15 protein-coding genes and 4 pseudogenes are annotated in these 16,133 nt (G+C 60.9%); 7 read left to right on the top strand and 12 right to left on the bottom strand.

The window, feature by feature from the left end; genetic code table 11:
* Window positions 1-3: 3 nt before the first annotated feature.
* The 5 genes and pseudogenes from HUK72_RS23450 to HUK72_RS23430 form a co-directional block, all read right to left on the bottom strand.
* Window positions 4-777, bottom strand: a complete 774-nt coding sequence (locus tag HUK72_RS23450) for an SDR family NAD(P)-dependent oxidoreductase (RefSeq protein WP_176598982.1) — start codon at window positions 775-777, stop codon at window positions 4-6.
* Window positions 777-1,319 (bottom strand): annotated as a pseudogene (locus HUK72_RS23445) (SDR family NAD(P)-dependent oxidoreductase); the annotation flags it as partial. The pseudogene HUK72_RS23445 and the gene HUK72_RS23450, both read right to left, overlap by 1 nt.
* A 21-nt stretch (window positions 1,320-1,340) precedes the next feature.
* Entirely contained in the window at window positions 1,341-4,463 is a 3,123-nt protein-coding gene (locus HUK72_RS23440; RefSeq protein ID WP_176598981.1) for an efflux RND transporter permease subunit, read from the bottom strand.
* Window positions 4,460-5,560 (bottom strand): efflux RND transporter periplasmic adaptor subunit, encoded by a 1,101-nt coding sequence (locus HUK72_RS23435; RefSeq protein ID WP_176598980.1) that lies wholly within the window; start codon window positions 5,558-5,560, stop codon window positions 4,460-4,462. The genes HUK72_RS23440 and HUK72_RS23435 overlap by 4 nt, the downstream gene beginning before the upstream one ends.
* Before the next feature lie 42 nt (window positions 5,561-5,602).
* The gene (locus HUK72_RS23430; RefSeq protein WP_176593092.1) at window positions 5,603-6,217 is read right to left on the bottom strand and encodes a TetR/AcrR family transcriptional regulator; all 615 of its coding nucleotides are present in this window, start codon (window positions 6,215-6,217) and stop codon (window positions 5,603-5,605) included.
* 92 nt (window positions 6,218-6,309) lie between these two features.
* Here HUK72_RS23430 and HUK72_RS23425 point away from each other — a divergent pair, with 92 nt between their 5' ends.
* A complete protein-coding gene (locus HUK72_RS23425; protein WP_176593091.1) occupies window positions 6,310-7,767 on the top strand; it encodes an efflux transporter outer membrane subunit in 1,458 nt (485 codons plus the stop codon).
* 442 nt (window positions 7,768-8,209) lie between these two features.
* Here HUK72_RS23425 and HUK72_RS23420 read toward each other — a convergent pair whose 3' ends face one another.
* The 5 genes from HUK72_RS23420 to HUK72_RS23400 form a co-directional block, all read right to left on the bottom strand.
* On the bottom strand, window positions 8,210-8,503 hold the full coding sequence (locus HUK72_RS23420; protein WP_255325975.1) for a hypothetical protein: 294 nt from the start codon (window positions 8,501-8,503) through the stop codon (window positions 8,210-8,212).
* A 94-nt stretch (window positions 8,504-8,597) separates the two neighbouring features.
* A complete protein-coding gene (locus HUK72_RS23415) occupies window positions 8,598-9,068 on the bottom strand; it encodes an Hsp20 family protein (RefSeq protein WP_176598979.1) in 471 nt (156 codons plus the stop codon).
* 327 nt (window positions 9,069-9,395) lie between these two features.
* The gene (locus tag HUK72_RS23410) at window positions 9,396-9,746 is read right to left on the bottom strand and encodes a hypothetical protein (RefSeq protein ID WP_176598978.1); all 351 of its coding nucleotides are present in this window, start codon (window positions 9,744-9,746) and stop codon (window positions 9,396-9,398) included.
* A complete protein-coding gene (locus HUK72_RS23405; RefSeq protein WP_176593088.1) occupies window positions 9,743-10,012 on the bottom strand; it encodes an usg protein in 270 nt (89 codons plus the stop codon). Before HUK72_RS23405 ends, HUK72_RS23410 begins: the two co-directional genes overlap by 4 nt.
* Window positions 10,013-10,032: 20 nt before the next feature.
* A complete protein-coding gene (locus tag HUK72_RS23400) occupies window positions 10,033-10,245 on the bottom strand; it encodes a hypothetical protein (RefSeq protein ID WP_176593087.1) in 213 nt (70 codons plus the stop codon).
* Window positions 10,246-10,544: 299 nt separating this feature from the next.
* Between HUK72_RS23400 and HUK72_RS27430 the strand changes: the two are divergent.
* Window positions 10,545-10,693, top strand: a pseudogene (locus HUK72_RS27430) (sugar phosphate nucleotidyltransferase); the annotation flags it as partial.
* Here HUK72_RS27430 and HUK72_RS23395 read toward each other — a convergent pair.
* Entirely contained in the window at window positions 10,654-11,118 is a 465-nt protein-coding gene (locus HUK72_RS23395; RefSeq protein WP_176598977.1) for a recombinase family protein, read from the bottom strand. The pseudogene HUK72_RS27430 and the gene HUK72_RS23395 overlap by 40 nt on opposite strands.
* 62 nt (window positions 11,119-11,180) lie before the next feature.
* On the opposite strand from HUK72_RS23395, the pseudogene HUK72_RS23390 reads away from it, so the two are divergent.
* The 5 genes and pseudogenes from HUK72_RS23390 to HUK72_RS23370 all read left to right on the top strand — a co-directional run.
* A pseudogene (locus HUK72_RS23390) lies at window positions 11,181-11,446 on the top strand (transposase); the annotation flags it as partial.
* Complete coding sequence (locus HUK72_RS23385) at window positions 11,416-11,748, top strand: fumarylacetoacetate hydrolase family protein (RefSeq protein WP_255325974.1); 333 nt, start codon at window positions 11,416-11,418, stop codon at window positions 11,746-11,748. The pseudogene HUK72_RS23390 and the gene HUK72_RS23385, both read left to right, overlap by 31 nt.
* Before the next feature lie 467 nt (window positions 11,749-12,215).
* Window positions 12,216-14,048, top strand: coding sequence for an NAD(P)-binding domain-containing protein (locus HUK72_RS23380; RefSeq protein WP_176598976.1), 1,833 nt, complete (start codon window positions 12,216-12,218; stop codon window positions 14,046-14,048).
* A 73-nt stretch (window positions 14,049-14,121) separates the two neighbouring features.
* The gene (locus HUK72_RS23375) at window positions 14,122-14,526 is read left to right on the top strand and encodes a limonene-1,2-epoxide hydrolase family protein (protein ID WP_176593085.1); all 405 of its coding nucleotides are present in this window, start codon (window positions 14,122-14,124) and stop codon (window positions 14,524-14,526) included.
* A 113-nt stretch (window positions 14,527-14,639) separates the two neighbouring features.
* Window positions 14,640-14,768: pseudogene (locus HUK72_RS23370) on the top strand (ATP-binding protein); the annotation flags it as partial.
* A gap of 210 nt (window positions 14,769-14,978) precedes the next feature.
* Here HUK72_RS23370 and HUK72_RS23365 read toward each other — a convergent pair.
* Entirely contained in the window at window positions 14,979-16,130 is a 1,152-nt protein-coding gene (locus tag HUK72_RS23365) for an acyl-CoA dehydrogenase family protein (RefSeq protein WP_176593084.1), read from the bottom strand.
* Window positions 16,131-16,133 lie beyond the last annotated feature (3 nt).

Raw genomic sequence — 16,133 nt, 5'->3', positions numbered from 1 at the left:
CGATCAAAGCGTCTGGCCGTCGTCGATAGTGAAAAGGCCGCCGGTGACCGGCGCGCTGGCATCTGAGCAGAGGTAAAGGAGCATGGGATCGAGCGCATCGACACCCATGAGGCGCTGACGGGCAAATCCCTCGAGAAGCTTGCGACCCTTCTCGACCTCCCAAAGCGAATGCGTCATGTCCGTCGCCATATAGCCAGGAGCAAGGACATTCACGTTGATGCCCTTGCCGGCCCAGTCCTTCGCCAATAGCCGGCCCATTTGCGCCACCGCCGCCTTGGAGGCGCCATAGGCGACGATCCCCGGAAAGCCGTGCTGGCCGGTCACGGAACCGATAAGAACGATCCGGCCGCGGCCCGTCTCCGTGGTACCGTCGGCAACCATTCGTCGTGCGCCCTCCCGCGCGCTGAGGAAGGCGCCGCGCAGGTTGATGGCCATGGTCGCATCAAAATCGTCGACCGACAGCCCGAGGGCACTTCCCGCCAGACTGACCCCGGCATTTACGACAACCGTATCGACAGGGCCAAATTCCGCTTCAGCCGCATCGAAGGCGGCGATCGTCGACTGTTCGTCACCGACGTCCATCACCACACCCAGGACCTGGCCGCCCTCGCCCCGGATCTCGGCGCATAGCTCGTCCAGAAGCGACGCCCGGCGGGCGCCGACGACAACGTTCGCGCCAGAGGCAGCGAGAATCCGCGCGAACCGCCGGCCAATACCTGACGACGCTCCCGTCACGAGGGCCGTCCGTCCGGCCAAGTCAAAAGAAAATCCCGACATCACTGATCAACCATTTGAGTTCGCATCGATTTACCGCACATGTTTTTCCAGGCAGGCCTCTTGCATAAGAGGCGGCTACTGCGGCGACCCCATCCATAAGGCGGGGGCCGATCAAGCAGGCACGCATCGAGATCAAGATTACAGAAAGGCCCTCTTCCTTGAATGACGAGGCCGCCATCCACAGACAGGACGACACCCGCTATGAAGCTGGCCTCGTCGCTCGCAAGGAAAGCGATCGCACTCGCCACTTCTTCGTTGCGGCCGTAGCGTTGCATGGGGTTGAGCGCGACGAAATATGCCTTCGGAGCCGCTGGATCCGCGTCGGGAATCGCCTGGCGTTCGATTGATCGCATCATCTCGTTGTCGATGGGCGCTGGGGCGACGGCGTTGACGCGAATATTGGCCGCAGCAAGTTCGATGGCAGCGTCCTTGACCAGGCCGGCGATCGCATGCTTGTTGGCGGTGTAGGCCGCCAGTCCAGCGACGCCGATCGTGCTTGCGACCGATCCGGTCGCAACGATCGCGCCGCCGCCCGACAGAACCCCTTGCCGAGCTCTGCGCTTCTAGGAGGCCAATGCCGTTGTGGCGAACGGAGTTTTGGGTTGATCATCGCTCGAAGGTGGTCTGATGCGGAACCAGAGCGCATAGAGGGCCGGCAGGAACAACAGCGTGATAACGGTGCCGCCCAGCGTGCCGCCGATCAGCGTGATCGCCATCGAGCCCCAGAACACCGAGCTGATCAGGGGCACAAACGCCAGCACCGCGGCTAACGCTGTCAGGATGACCGGCCTGGAGCGCTGGACCGTCGCTTCGACCACCGCGTCGAAGGGGGACAGCCCGGCACGTTCATTGTCGTGGATCTGGCCGATCAGGATGAGCGTGTTGCGCATCAGGATGCCCGCCAATGCGATGAGGCCGAGAATCGCGTTGAATCCGAATGGCTGACCGGTCACCAGCAGGGTGGGTACCACGCCGATCAGGCCGAGCGGGGCGGTCGAGAGTACGATTCCCATGGCGGACAGACTGCGGACCTGGAGGATGATGACGATCATCATCAGCCCGATCATGATCGGGAAGATTGGAGCGAGCGCGGCGTTGGCCTTGCTGGCCTCCTCGATCGAGCCCGCCGTGTCGATATGATATTCGCTCGGCAGCTCCCTGATGATCGGCTGCAGCTTATCGAATATCGCGGTCGAGACATCGGGTGGCTGAAGACCGTCGGCAATGTCGCCCCGCACGGTGATGGTCGGCAGGCGGTCGCGGCGTTGGAGGATCGGATCCTCCATCCGCACCTCGAGCTTGCCGATCTGACTGACCGGCACGCGCTCGCCGTCGGCGCCCGTCAGCGTGTAATCACCGATGCGCGCCGGGTCGAGCCGGTCATTGCCGGCGGAACGGGCAACGACATCGACGGTACGGATGTCTTCCCGTGCCTGGCTGACGGTGACGCCGGTCAGCAGGAACTGCAACTGCTCGGCGGCATCGCTCGAGGTCAGTCCCAGTGCACGCAGACGATCCTGGTCGAGAACGAAGTGCAGTGCCGGTGCGCGCTCGCCCCAATCGATATTGACCGTGCGCATCATCGGGTCGGTCTGCATCAGATCCTGCACGCGGAAAGCGATGCTACGGACGGTGGCGAGATCGGGGCCACTGACACGGAATGCGACGGGGAAGGGCGAGGGCGGTCCGAAGACCAGCTGCGTCGCCCGCACGCGTGCCGCCGGCGCGAGACCGTCGGCCACGGCCTGCCGCAGACGCTGTTTAAGGGCGTCGCGATCTTCTTCCTCGTCGGTGCGCACGACGATCTTGGCGAAGGAGGGATCGGGTAGTTCGGGCGACAGGGCCATGAAGAAGCGGGGGGCGCCTTGGCCGATATAGGCGGTGACGATTTTCGCCTCGGGTTGCTTACGGAGCCAGTCTTCCACCTGTCGGGCGGACTCGCTGGTGTTCACGATGGCCGTGCCCTTGGGCATCTGCACCTCGACCAGCAGTTCGGGCCGATCGGACGTGGGAAAGAACTGCTTCTTCACCGCCCCTATGCCGACACCAGCGATCAGGAACGCGCCCACTGTCGTCAGCACGACCAACTTCTTGCGCTGTACCGCCCAGCCGATGATTCCACGGACCTTTTCGTAACGCGGTGTCTGGTAGATGGCTTCATGACCACCTTCGACGGGCTTAATCATGGGCAGCATCTTGACGCCCATATAGGGGGTGAAGATCACAGCGACGAACCAGGACGCGATCAGCGCGAATCCGACCACCCAGAAGATGTTGCCGGCATATTCGCCGGCGGTCGATTGCGCGAAGCCGACCGGCATCAGGCCAATGACGGTGACAAGGGTGCCGGCCAGCATGGGGGCTGCCGTATGGCTCCAGGCATAGGCCGACGCGCGGATGCGATCATAGCCCTCCTCCATTTTCACCACCATCATCTCGATGGCGATGATGGCGTCGTCGACCAGCAGCCCGAGGGCGAGGATCAGGGCGCCAAGCGTGATGCGATCCAGCACGCGGTCCGTTGCCCACATGATGACCAGAGTGACCGCCAGCGTGAGCGGAACGGCTGCGGCCACGACGATGCCCACGCGCCATCCCAAGCTGATGAGGCTGACGATCATCACAATCGCGAGCGCTTCCATGAAGGTATGCATGAACTGGTCGACGGCCTCGCTGATGTTCACCGATTGGTCAGTGACGGCCGTAAGCGTCATTCCGAGCGGCAGTTCTGCCCGGACCTTGTCGATCTCGGCATTGAGCGCCTTACCGAGATCGAGGCCGTTCCACCCATCACGCATCACGACGCTCAGCAGCAGTGCCGGCTCACCCTCGCCGCGGATCAGGAAGGACGCGGGATCCTCGTAACCGCGCTCAACGTTCGCGATTTCCGACAAGCGGATCGTATTGCCATTCATCGCGATAGGCAGGTCGCGAATCGTGGACAGATCGTCGAAGGCGCCATCGAGGCGGACGACGACCTGCTGGCCTTTCGTTTCGATCGACCCGGCGGGCGTGATGAGATTCTGCTTGGCGAGCGCATCGAAGATGGCACGTGGCGAGATGCCGAGCGTAGCGAGCCGCTCCTGGGCAAATTCCACATAGATACGCTCGGGCCGTTCGCCCACGATCTTGATCTTGTTGACGCCCGGCACATGGAGCAGCCGCTGGCGCAGTCGTTCGGCATCCCGAGCTAGGTTGCGCTGAGGCTCACCCTTGGCCTTCAAGGCATAGAGGGCGAAGCTGACGTCGCCATATTCATCATCGACGAAAGGACCGACGACGCCGCGCGGTAGCTTTAGCGCCTCGTCCGACATCTTCTTGCGTGCCTGGTAGAATTGCTCCGGCACTTCCTTGGGCGGCGTCCGATCGCGCAACGTCACGGTGGTGAAGGCGAGGCCCGGCCGCGTGAAGGTTTCGCTGCGATCGTACCAGCGCAGTTCCTGAAGACGCTTTTCGAGCGGCTCTGCGACCTGATCCTGCATCTCCTGCGCGGTTGCGCCCGGCCAGGCGGTAACCACCGTCATGACCTTGATGGTGAAACTGGGATCCTCGGCGCGGCCCAGCTTCAGGAAGGCGAAGATGCCCGCGAGGATGATCGCGATCAGAAAGAACAGGGTGACAGACCGTTCTCGAACGGCAAGGGCGGACAAGTTGAACGGTCCGGGTGTTTCCGAACCGCCACTCATCGTGCCGACACCCGGACTTGCTGACCTTCGTGCAGCATGTGTGCACCCATGGCCACGAAGCGATCATCAGAGTTCAGCCCGGCAGCGAGTGTCGCGCTTTCTTGGCCAAGGGATACGATACGTACCGGACGCCATGTCACGGTCGGTTGTGATCCCTTACGAATGACCCACACACCCGGGCCCTTGCCGACATCGCGGATCGCGCCGAGCGGCACCTGGATTGCGCGGACATCGCCGGGCAGCGCCAACATCACCGTGACAGTCGATCCCAACGGCGCGCGGGCGGGGGTGCCGCTCAGGACATAGCGCGCCTCGAAAGTCCGGGATTCGGGGTTGGCGGCATCGGACAACTGTCTCAGGGTGGCGGTTCCGCTTGCACCCTCGTAGGTGCGCGCCTGCGCGGCCGATCCGATGGCGGGACGCAGCGTCTCGGGCAGTTGCACCAGCGCCTCGCGCGGGCCTGATCGGGCCACACGCACGACAATCTGGCCCGCGCTCACCACTTGCCCCGGCTCGGCCAAAGTTTCGACGACCGTCCCGTCGGCATCCGCCACGAGGACACTGTAATTTGCTTCATTGCGAGCCACACGCGCCTGTGCCTCGGCCGCTGACAACTGGGCACGGGCCGAGTCAGCCGCGGCCTTCGCCTGATCATAGGCAGACGCCGATACCGCGCCCGCGCCAACCAGATCGCGGAACCGCCTTTCGTCCGCAGCCGTCTGCCGGGCGCGCGCGCGCGCCGCGTCGACGGTACCGAGCGTGGCGCGTGTGGCGAGTACCAGGTCCGTCTGATCGATTCGCATCAAAGGCTGACCCCGTCGGACTATATCACCCGCGTTGACGAGGCGCTCGATAACCTTGCCTCCGACTCTGAAACCAAGATCGCTCTTAACCTGCGCGGCGACCACGCCGGTAAATTCCCGGTTCACTTCCCCTTCGGCCGCAGGCTGCATAACCCGGACGAGCGGCGACTGCGTACGCGGGTCCGCCTCTGCCTGATGGCAGGCTGCCAAAGGAAGCGAGAATGCAAGGGCGGATAATCCCGCTCCGATAAATCGAATCGACAAGGCTGGATCCTCCAAACTTTGAAGGATCATGTGTTGCCTTGTGACTAATATGTCAATAGGTCACAGTCTCGTTTAGGGGGCGAGGCTACGCAGGATCAGGCTAGCGACCTCGGTCTGAGCATCGGGAAGCAGGTCTAGGTTGCGCTCAAGGTGAAGCGGGTCGACGAATGGCATCATGGCGTAGAATATCGCGCGACAGGTCTCATCGATCGGCGTCTTGCGCTCGAACTCGCCGCTTTCCCGCCCACTTTTGACAATTTCCAGGATCATCGCCCTGAGCGTCTCCTTGTACGCGATGGAAGAGCCCCATTGCTCGGCGGCCGAATGAGCCGTGATGTCGTAGATCTTCCGATCATGAAAAAAGAGTTCGACGCTGAGTGTCGTCAGGCTCTTGAACATGCGGCGAAATCGTTCCGTGGCGCTGCCTCCTTCGTCGATTGTTGCGCGCGCCTCGGATATGATTCGCTCCAGACGTGAGCTGCAGATCGCTTCGCCGATTTCCTGCTTCGACTCGAAGAACCGATAGATATAGGCCTTGGAGAAGCCGATCTCCTTGGCAAGGTCGGAAACAGTCGTCTTGCCATAGCCGTAGCGTGCAAAACATTCTTGCGCCGCCGCGATAATCTGGTCTCGCACGGCATGTTCGGCGGGGCCGCGCGTCGGGGCATTCAAATTGGCATTGGTCATCCTTCGACCATAGTTCCGACTGCCGCCATTGACAACAAGTGACCAAACTACTTATTAGTCATATTATCCTTCAATGACCCTCGAGGATAAAGATGCGGCCCTTGCCTTTGATCATGTCTACCCTTGGCGTGCCTCTTTTGCTCGCAGGCTGTGCCGTGGGCCCGGAGTATGCGCCCCCTATATCGTCGTTGCCTCCAGCTTTCCATGCAGGGGCGGCGGTGGAAGCGCGAAGCTCTTCGGCGGAAGCAGCCGATCTGATATCCTGGTGGCGCTCGTTCAACGACCCAATGCTTACCAGCCTCGTCGAGCGGGGGTTGGCGCAAAATCTCGATCTGCAGCAGGCGAGCGCCCGTGTCGTTCAGGCGCGCGCGGCGCTTAAGGGCGCCAACGCCGCGCTGCTTCCGTCGGGGCAGGTTAGTGGGCAGATGGGGGAGGTCTATCAATCGACGGAAACCCCGATCGGCCGGATCGGCAGCGCCTTTCCGCAGTTCGAGCGGTCGACCGAAACCTATGAGCTGAACCTCGGCGCCAGTTGGGAACTCGACCTGTTCGGCGGCCGCGATGCTGGACGTGACGCTGCGCGCGCCGATTGGCAGGCATCGGGGGCTGGGGCGGTTGCGGCGCGACTCGCAGTCGCGGCGCAGATCGCCGATACCTACGTTGCCATCCGAATGTTGCAGGCCCGTCTCGATGTCGCCCGTTCGCAACTCGACACCCAGCAGCGCCTCGTCGACCTCGTGTCGCTTCAATATCGAAAAGGCGTGGCCGCAGAATTGCAACTCAGGCAGGCGGAAGGCGCGCTGGCGCAGGTCCGTGCTTCCGTGCCGGCGCTACAAAACGAACTCGACATGGCGATGAATGCACTCGACGTGCTGATTAGCGTTCAGCCCGGCACCACGCGGGTGGAGTTGGCTCCGCAAGCGCCGATCCCCGCGCCGCCGGCGATCTCGACTGCCGGGGGACCGGCCGCCTTGCTGCGCCGTCGCCCTGACGTCATCGCGGCAGAGCGGACCCTTGCCGCATCCAATGCCCGGATCGGTGTAGCGATTGCCGAATATTATCCGAAATTTTCGTTCAGCGGCCTGCTGGGAACGGCAACAACGGCTGCCGGAGGCCTTTTTACGGGCAATGCGGCCCAAGCCAACGGGATACTCGGTCTGCGTTGGCGCCTGTTCGACTTCGGCCGGGTTGATGCTGAAATCAAGGCTGCCAAGGGGCGCAATGCGGAAGCTCTGGCGGCCTATCGCCTGACGGTGCTGCGCGCCTCGCAAGATGTCGAAGACGCCTTCTCGACGTTGGTGCAGCAAGAAGCACGCGCGACGTCGCTCCTACAGGGTGAGGCTTCGCTATCGCGTGCGCGAGACGCCTCCATGGCCGCCTACAAGGGCGGGGTTGCGAGCCTGATCGAGGTGCTCGATGCCGACCGGCGCCTACTTGAAACCCGCGATGGGGCGATCCAGGCGCGCGCCGCAGCAACCCGAGGCGCGATCGCATCCTTCCGCGCGCTGGGCGGCGGCTGGGAACCGCAAGTCATCCCCGGAGACGTCTGACACTCTTTCTTCAGAGCCAACATCATGTTCAAAGATGCAGCACGGGCCCTTGATGGCCTCGGTCAGGTCCGGGCGATGCTGGCGACAGGGAGGCATCCGCCACTGGGCGAAAAGCTCGGCATTGCGCTCATCGAGGCTGATTATGGACATGCCGTGAGTGGACGGACTCGATCGGCGGGTCGCCTCAGGTGCGGAAAGCCCCATTCCCAGTGGCAGGTGCGATAAGATGGCCGCGAGCCGCCATCCTGGGCACTCGTGCACTGAGTTTTTACAGGTAAGCCCGCCGGCGTCGCGCCACAGAAATTATGACGGTTTGGCTCATCGCAAGATGGGCGGGTCCTCTGGAGGGAGGATGAGTTGAATGCTTCTAGCGGAGCCGGGTTCGCGCTTGATGAGGCCGGCTTTTCCGAGCGTAAGTACCGCCTGGTGAACAGAGGGGCGGTCACATTGAAATGCCGCCGCATGTCGGCTTCTGCGGGCGGCTGTTTGAAGATCCGACTGTAGGCGTATCCTTATCGGTCTCAGCCAGTTCGAGGTTCGGCCACGACAGACTGCAGTCGAACCCGGCAAGCGACGGCACACCGAAACCCCGAAAGACGTCGTCGAACAGCCGGTTCACGTCGCGGTGGAGCGAGAGCAGCGGGTGGGTCTCATTGTCGCGGTCGCGCTCAGCGCTGACCGGGACGGGAAGCCGGTTCTCATGCCGGTTCCAAGGAATGAAGTCACGAATGGCCACAGGTAATCTCCTTTCTTTGAAGACGGGCATAACCTGCCGGGCGCCGCCCGCTGGGTTGCAGGCGGCGGTGCCGGCAGGCCGGGTGGGAAGTGGGTTAGGCAGCCTCGCCGACTGTATCGCCTCCGCCAATGCGATCACTAGCGGCCACGCCAGGGCTGATGGCGATCCGGCGTGGCTTCATCGCCTCAGGCACGACGCGCTTGAGCGCGATGCTGAGCAAGCCGTTCTCGAAGCTGGCTTCTCCTGCTTCGATGAAGTCGGCAAGCTGGAAGCGTCGTTCAAATGGGCGCATGGCGACCCCGCGATGGAGATACTCGCCCTTGCCGTCGTCTTCGGCATGCCTGCCGGTGACGGTGAGCAAATTCTGCTGTGCCACCACCTCAATGTCGTTAGGGCGGAAACCAGCGACCGCCAGCGTGATGCGATAACTGTCCTCGCCATCTTTGAGGATGTCAAAGGGTGGGTAACCTTCGTCCTCCCGCGCACCTGCTTCAAGCAGGTTGAAGAGTCGATCAAAGCCCACGGTCGAACGCCGATAGGGTGTGAAGTCGAAGTTATTTCTCATTTCCAAATCCTCCTACGAAGCGATCTGGGCATGAGCGACGCCGGAGAGAGCCGGCGCTCTCATGTGTCCCACCGGACCCGGTTCGGCGTCCGGCGACTAGGAATTTAGGAGGTCATCCACCGCTTTCAAGAGGTACTTCGCTCGCCTCGCTCTGCAGTGCGCGCGCAATTGGCCGTCTTGGATTTATTCCGGCGAACACAAGGTTACGCGAACGAAACGGGCGTGGTGGGCGTTGGCTGCTTGGCGTTCGTCATGCGGGGCCACTTCGTTCTCACTGCTGCGCTAGAAACCATCGATAGTCCTACAAGATCTTCTCACCGCGGCCCCTTATTGGGTGGAAACGGCCACAGAAGCGGCCGACAAGTCCAAGCGGTAAGCGGCCCTGGGCAATTCCCGAACCGCGAACTGCTGGAGACGGGAGAGATCGGCCTTCGGAACGACGATCTCGATTGGCATCTTCCCGAGACGCTCGGGCTCCACGCCTTGCGCGGCACGGCCCAATACGAAAAAGTGATCCAGGAACCGCTTGCGATCGACGAAGCTCCAGCCAAGCGCTTCAAGCCCGTGCGGGCTGATCGACAGAAGCGCAATGGCAAATTCCATGATGTCATCAAAGGGCAGCCGCAGCCGCACGTCATCCTTGCGAGAATGCGATCGCCTGAACAGGTCGCTTTTCACTGGATCGAGATCACGCCATTGACCGCGCGCCACTCGGTCGGACGGATCAGCCAGTCATGCACGATCCGGACGGAATGGAGAGCGGCCTCGATCTCACGCCGCCAGTGGTCGAGAAACTCGAACAGCACCGGAAAATCGGGCGCGAGATCGTATTCCTGCCACACGAACAACTGCAGGAACGAGGGCGCATCAGGCCGGTAGAAATGGATTTCCGCCGTCGTAATGCCATAGCCCTGCAGCTGTGCATTGAAGCATAGCTCGATCATTGCAGCGACTGCGCGGGACCCTAACCTTCGTCGAGGTCGCGCATCGCCGTCAGTACGTCGTCGATCGAGACCACACGCTTGGCGCCGGGCGGCTTCTTCATGGCTGGCTGGTCCCGCACTGCAGATCGATCAGATGCCCAGGATGCGAGGATGGCGCGTTTCACCTCCGGCTCCAGGCTCGGATGACGTGCAACGTCGAAGGGATGAAGAAAACGGGAAAATGGCTGCGACATGGCCTTGCCTCCTTTCCTTTTGTCGCTCCTTTTTCATGCGCGGAAATGACCGCGTGCCCTTCAGATTTTGGTGCGACGGCGAGTCGCGTCAAGAGGGAATTTTACGGCCTAAGCCCCTGATAAGGGAGTATTGGCGCTCACCATCATTGAGTGCCAATTTTTTTCGTTTTCCCTCTTGAAGGAAAAAATGGGGCTTCCAAGTTCCGCGGAACCTGTCGTTCCAATGGACGCCAGGCTTATCCTATCCACGTTTTGCATCTGGAGGTTATCATGAACGATCTCGACCAGGTCGGAAAGCGCCGGGCAAGCTGATCCTAGAACCCGGCAGCCGGAACACGGCGGCGGCGATCGCCATGCCGCGCTCGAAGCGCTGAGGACCGACGCGCTGCTGCTCGTCATGCCGAGCGATCATGTGATCAAGGATGTGGCCGCCTTCGCGGCGGCAATCCGCCAGCGCTCGCGGTGGCCATAGCAGATATCCGCAATCGCGTGGGCATCACGGGCGCGCATTCTGGGGCTTCCCGGCTTGGCACCTCGCGCAACCGCCGCTTCGAGTCCGGCCCGCGTACGCTCGCGTATCTTAGCGCGTTCGAACTCGGCGAACGGGCCAAGCGATCGATCCGGACCACCAGCAGCGTATGGCCCTCCCCTGCTCGCGATCGCCCGCGCCAGCTGTGGGCGCTCCCGGCTCGCGCCGCTGGCCTTATCCTCGAAAATGGCGGCGCACCCGGCCGCGCGCAGCGCATCCAGCTGCGCCGCCGTATCCTGACGGGTCGTGCCCCGAGGCGCGGTGTAGCTCGACGGTAGCGGAGCTGACCGGACGCCCTCATCGATCAAGCGCAGTAGCGGCCGGTCAGTTTCGCGGGTGGCCATCGGAGATCTCGGATAGATTTGGGTTGCGAGACTCAATCTATGGAGATCCCGATGACCAAGAGATGATGGACGTTCAGGCCCTGCTGGGAAAGAGTGCCGACAGCGATTTTCTGCGTGAGATGATCGGCTTTGCCGCGCAACGGCTGATGGAGCTGGAGGTTGGTGGACTGACCGGTGCCGCCTATGGCGAGAAGAGCGCGGAGCGGCAGGCGCAGCGCAATGGCTACCGCGATCGGACTGGGAGACGCGCGCGGGCACGGTCGAGCTGCGCATCCCTAAGCTACGCACAGGGAGCTATTGTCCTGGTTTCCTGGAGCCGGTAAGAACGTCGAACAATCTTCGCCTTTTGGCCTAATTCATCCTACCGCCGCGCTGGGCGATGCCAGCAAAGGCGCCATCACCCTGACAATGAACGGCGAAGTGCGGCAAAAGGGCGACCTGTCGGCACTAGTCAACCCTGTCGACCGGCTGATCGAATTCCTCTCTGGCCTCTATTGCCTTGAGCCAGGCGATCTTATCTACACCGGAACACCCGCCGGGGTCGGCGCGGTATCGCCGGGCGATATCATGGTAGTTGAAATCGAAGGACTTTCGCCACTGACCATCACCGTGGGCGAGCCTGCAGAATGAACGACCATGCCGTGCTCCACGGTTTTCGGCGATCTGGTGCCATCTGGAGGCTACGCATTGCACGGGAGTCTGAAAGGTGGTCCTAGCGAGGTCCTACCGGGTCAGGAGCTAACAACCAGTCTGGCTCGCGAGGCCCGACAATCTTAAGACTTCTGTCAACTTCCTTAACTTAACCGTCTCTTCCAAGCTTTACAAGAAGCCGATAACACCCAGCGAATTGTAAATTTTTGTTTGGACCACGTGCTACTCGATCCGGGTGCCACGAACCGTATTATGAAAGCTGCTTAACGAATTGCGTTGCCAACCATTGCGTACTCTTGTATCGAATAGGCAGATGCCCTCCACTTTTGAGGGCGGCGGTGAACAGATTAGTCGCACGCGATGTCTGGATCAGCCATCCGAGGCAAACTTGGGCGATCGCTCTAGGTGCGGAGCAGCCCGCCGTAGATCGCATAAGGGAGTAGTCATTGGCACGTTGGGATGAATTGGCACCGTCGGCGCTTCAGCATGTTGCTGAATGCTGGTTGGGATCTATCGAAGAGGCACTGGCCGAGAACGATATAGGTCTTGCAACGACCCTGCTGAAGCCAGACGGTTACTGGCGAGATCTTCTGACCTTCAAGTGGGAATTCACAACCGCCCATGGGGCGGATGAGATACGCGCCATGCTTAGCGGGGCTGTGCAGCATAGTTTGCCGCGAAGCTTCCGTGTCGAGGGCACGCCCTATGTGAGCATGCTGGGCAATATCGCACAGACGCTCGATTTCTTCTTCACCTTCGAGACCGAGATCGCGCTCGGTCGCGGTCACGTCCGGCTGATCCGCGATGAGGGCACATCCGGTCGATCGGTGGCTTACACCGTACTCACGACGATGAACGAACTCAAAGACTTCCCGGAATCCGTCGGCCGCACCCGGCTCCGGGATTTTCCGGAATGCACGCTTGCGGCAAGCGCCAGCGAGGCCGTCGATCCCGATGTAATCATCGTTGGTGCCGGGCAAGCAGGCCTGATGCTCGGCGCACGCTTGCGCCAACTCGATGTCAAGACGTTGATCGTCGAGCGTGGCGCCAAGGTGGGCGAAACTTGGCGGAAGCGATATCGCACGCTGAAGCTTCACAACGATATAGCGATGAACCACTTCCCGTATCTGCCATTTCCGGAAAACTGGCCAACCTACTTGCCGAAGGACAAGGTCGCAGACTGGTTAGAGTTCTACGCCCACGCAATGGATCTTGACGTCTGGACCAGCACCATTTTCGAGGACGCGAAATTCGATCCCGTGGAGCGGGTTTGGACGGTGAACCTGACGCTGGCAAACGGCGCCACCCGAATGCTGAAGACGCGACACATCGTGAGCGCGATGGGCGTGGCGGGTCTGCCGCGCATACCCCAGATTCCCGGACTCGACGGGTTCCGCGGAACCCTTCTTCATTCCAGTCAGCCGTTTGATGACATTGATGTCGAGGGGAAAAAGGTGGTCGTCGTCGGCGCCGGCACGAGCGCACACGACATCGCGCAGAACTTCTGCACGCGTGGCGGCGATGTGACGATGATCCAGCGCTCGTCGATCACGGTGCTGAGCCTGGAGCCCGGCGCGCAGCGGGTTTACCAGCTATATCGGGACAATGACGGCGTCAGGCCTATCAATGATACGGACATGACCGGGGCCGCGATACCCTTCCCGCTACTCGCCAAGCTTCATCAGCCATTGAGCCGGTCGATCCAGGAGCAGGATCGTGAATTGCTGGACGGCTTGCGCAAGGTTGGATTCCTGCTGGATAATGGCGAGGACGATAGCGGCTTCTACATGAAGCTGGTGCGATATCACGCCGGCTATTACCTCAATGTCGGCGCATCGGATTTGATCGTCGACGGTAAGATCAAGGTCCGGTCCGGCCTGGGCGTCGCGCGTCTCACCGCGACACGGGTAATCCTGGACGACGGCACCGCTTTGGATGCCGACATCGTCGTGCTCGCGACCGGCTACCAGTCGCTTCAGGAGCAAGTGCGCAAGTTGTTCGGCAGCGAGCTGGCCGACAAGGTGGGGCCGATCTGGGGGCTCGACGAAGGAGGCGAGATGCGGAACATGTACGCGCCAACAGCACAGGAAAACTTCTATGTTCTCGGCGGCGGCTTCCCCACGGCGAGATTCTATTCGAAGTTTACGGCTCTATATATAAAGGCCGATCTGATGGGGTTGGTGCTCCACGGCCCTGAAAAAATTGGTCTGGAGAGCAGCGCAGCGCAAGGTGAGCCCCGTGTCGTAGCCCTCGATCCGCACTGGGCATATTCGAGTTAGAGCCGTTTCCATTCACGGGCTGGCCTAACCGGGCTGCGACGTTGGGTCGCCTTCAATATACAGGACGTTATAAGTGCAAGAGCCGTTCTCTCCGGCCGATATAATCAGATCGTTCATCCAGTGCTTCAACGACAACCGGATGCAGGATGCCCTCGACCACCTGGCTAAGGATGTCTTTTATCACAATGTCCCACTCGACCCCATTATTGGGCGCGAAGCAACACCGGCGTTCATGGTCAAGTTCGATCTGGGAAACTCGCTGCTGACCGAATGGGAAATTCTCGCGCTCGCTGTCGAGGGTGACATCGTACTAACTGAGCGGATCGATATGTTCTACCACCGGTCAGACGGGCGGCGCGAGGGCATTCCGATAATGGGAAGCTTTCGTGTCCCCGACGGCAGGATTACTGAATGGCGCGATTATTTCGATCTCGCCGCCTTCCAAAAACTTTCGGTGTTGCACACACCCCAGACCTGATCACTACCAAAGCGCGCCGCCGCTGGCAGACGTGCTACACCTAAGTCGGACGGCAAGGCGGCACGCGTTGTGAAAAGGGCGGCGGCCCACCTGCCGCCCAGTATGTCCCGTTCACCGCCATCGGCGGCGAACTGCTATTCGAGGTGCTCGGCCAGCGCTACGACCACAACAGAGCGTTGATTACCAGCAATCTGCCGTTCGATGAATGGACATCGGTGTTCGGATCGCCGAACGTTTCATGATGCTGCTTTCCTGGATGGGATCATACTGTATTTTTGCGCTGTGAGCGCCTTTATTTGCTGGTCGGTCAGGTCCACCTGCCACGGCTGCCTTTCGTGATTTGCCGGCCCTGAAGCTTACCGCGTTTCAGCCATTTGAACACCGTCTGCTCAGCGACGCCGAGCGTAAGCGTTTGATCGTCGAGCATGGCTTCAATCGCGTGCGCCCATGCGTTAAAATGAGCCGGGTCGTGCTCCTGGCATGTCCATCATGGCTGAAACGGTAGACCAGTGCATATCGTTGGAGCCTTCGCCGATCGTCAAGCCCATAGCGTCGCGAAGATAGCGTTCGATGCCCGTATCGATGCAGTATCCGCTGCCGCCATAGATCTGCATGCAATCGCGCGCGACATCCACGGCCATCTCAGTGGCCAGTGGTTTGACCATATGGTTCAGCATTTTGTCCACGCGTCCTTCGTCGAGCAGGCGAACGGCATTATAGAGCATGTGGCGAACAGCTTCGATCTGGGCCTTCATCTTCGCAAACTTGAGTTGGATGGCGCCGAGGGACAAGATTGGGCTACCGGCATTCGTGCGCTCCCGCGCGTACTCCAGTGCCTTTTCGAAGACACCTTCAGCTAATCCTAGGGCCATGGCGGATATGTCAAGCACAGTGTAGGCGGATTGCCCGGTCGGTCCGACGAGTTTGCGGTCCCTAACCCAGTCGGCTACTTCCAAGCATGCTGAAACCGGTACTTTGACATCCGATAATGTCAGGGCGCCAAAGGTCGTACCGAGCCCCATCTTTCTGTCTTCTGCGACCGTAAAGCCGGGACTGCCGCATTCTATCGGAAACGCCCACATTGTCCCCTGATACAAGCCGAATACCACGATTAGATCGGCGTAAGGAGCGCCCGAACAATAGTTTTTGGAGCCGTTCAGTATGAAGTGATTGCCGTCCTTGACTGCCAGATCGCTCCATTCGGTGTAGTTTGCGGCACCCCGCGGATCAGTGCCCGACGCCGACATTGAGGCGTCTCCAGACATCACCTTTTCGAACCATTTTTCTTTGGCCGCCGGCAGGCCGAGCAGCACGCTTGAAAAGGCGCCGTTGAGCACGAGATGGATAGCGAGCGCAGCGCTTTCCTTGGCAAGCTCCTCATATATCAGGAGGACGGTCGTCTTGGGCGCAGCCATTCCCCCCTCGCTTTCGGGCAGGGAAAGCCTGTAGAAGCCCAGGTCACCCATCTTCTTTCCCAAGTCCCGGATGATCTCATGACCTTTAGGCCCGTAAATTTCTAGTGCGCGCGGCCTCACCTCTTTTTCAGTGAAGCGCCGGGCGACATCACGGATTGCTTCCTGCTCTTCGGTCAAGAAATAAGACATTGC

Origin of the sequence: Sphingobium sp. 15-1 (assembly GCF_013375535.1) — a bacterium.
Classification (GTDB): Bacteria; Pseudomonadota; Alphaproteobacteria; order Sphingomonadales; family Sphingomonadaceae; genus Sphingobium; species Sphingobium aromaticivastans.
The sequence above is the reverse complement of the archived record's forward strand: the minus strand, read 5'-3'. Positions and strand labels throughout refer to the sequence as shown.

Bases quoted from the DNA above. Each gene is read 5' to 3' on its own strand.
- HUK72_RS23450 (WP_176598982.1), bottom strand. From the start codon at position 777: ATGTCGGGATTTTCTTTTGACTTGGCCGGACGGACGGCCCTCGTGACG.
- HUK72_RS23440 (WP_176598981.1), bottom strand. From the start codon at position 4,463: ATGAGTGGCGGTTCGGAAACACCCGGACCGTTCAACTTGTCCGCCCTT.
- HUK72_RS23435 (WP_176598980.1), bottom strand. From the start codon at position 5,560: ATGATCCTTCAAAGTTTGGAGGATCCAGCCTTGTCGATTCGATTTATC.
- HUK72_RS23430 (WP_176593092.1), bottom strand. From the start codon at position 6,217: ATGACCAATGCCAATTTGAATGCCCCGACGCGCGGCCCCGCCGAACAT.
- HUK72_RS23425 (WP_176593091.1), top strand. From the start codon at position 6,310: ATGCGGCCCTTGCCTTTGATCATGTCTACCCTTGGCGTGCCTCTTTTG.
- HUK72_RS23415 (WP_176598979.1), bottom strand. From the start codon at position 9,068: ATGAGAAATAACTTCGACTTCACACCCTATCGGCGTTCGACCGTGGGC.
- HUK72_RS23405 (WP_176593088.1), bottom strand. From the start codon at position 10,012: ATGATCGAGCTATGCTTCAATGCACAGCTGCAGGGCTATGGCATTACG.
- HUK72_RS23400 (WP_176593087.1), bottom strand. From the start codon at position 10,245: ATGTCGCAGCCATTTTCCCGTTTTCTTCATCCCTTCGACGTTGCACGT.
- HUK72_RS23395 (WP_176598977.1), bottom strand. From the start codon at position 11,118: ATGGCCACCCGCGAAACTGACCGGCCGCTACTGCGCTTGATCGATGAG.
- HUK72_RS23365 (WP_176593084.1), bottom strand. From the start codon at position 16,130: ATGTCTTATTTCTTGACCGAAGAGCAGGAAGCAATCCGTGATGTCGCC.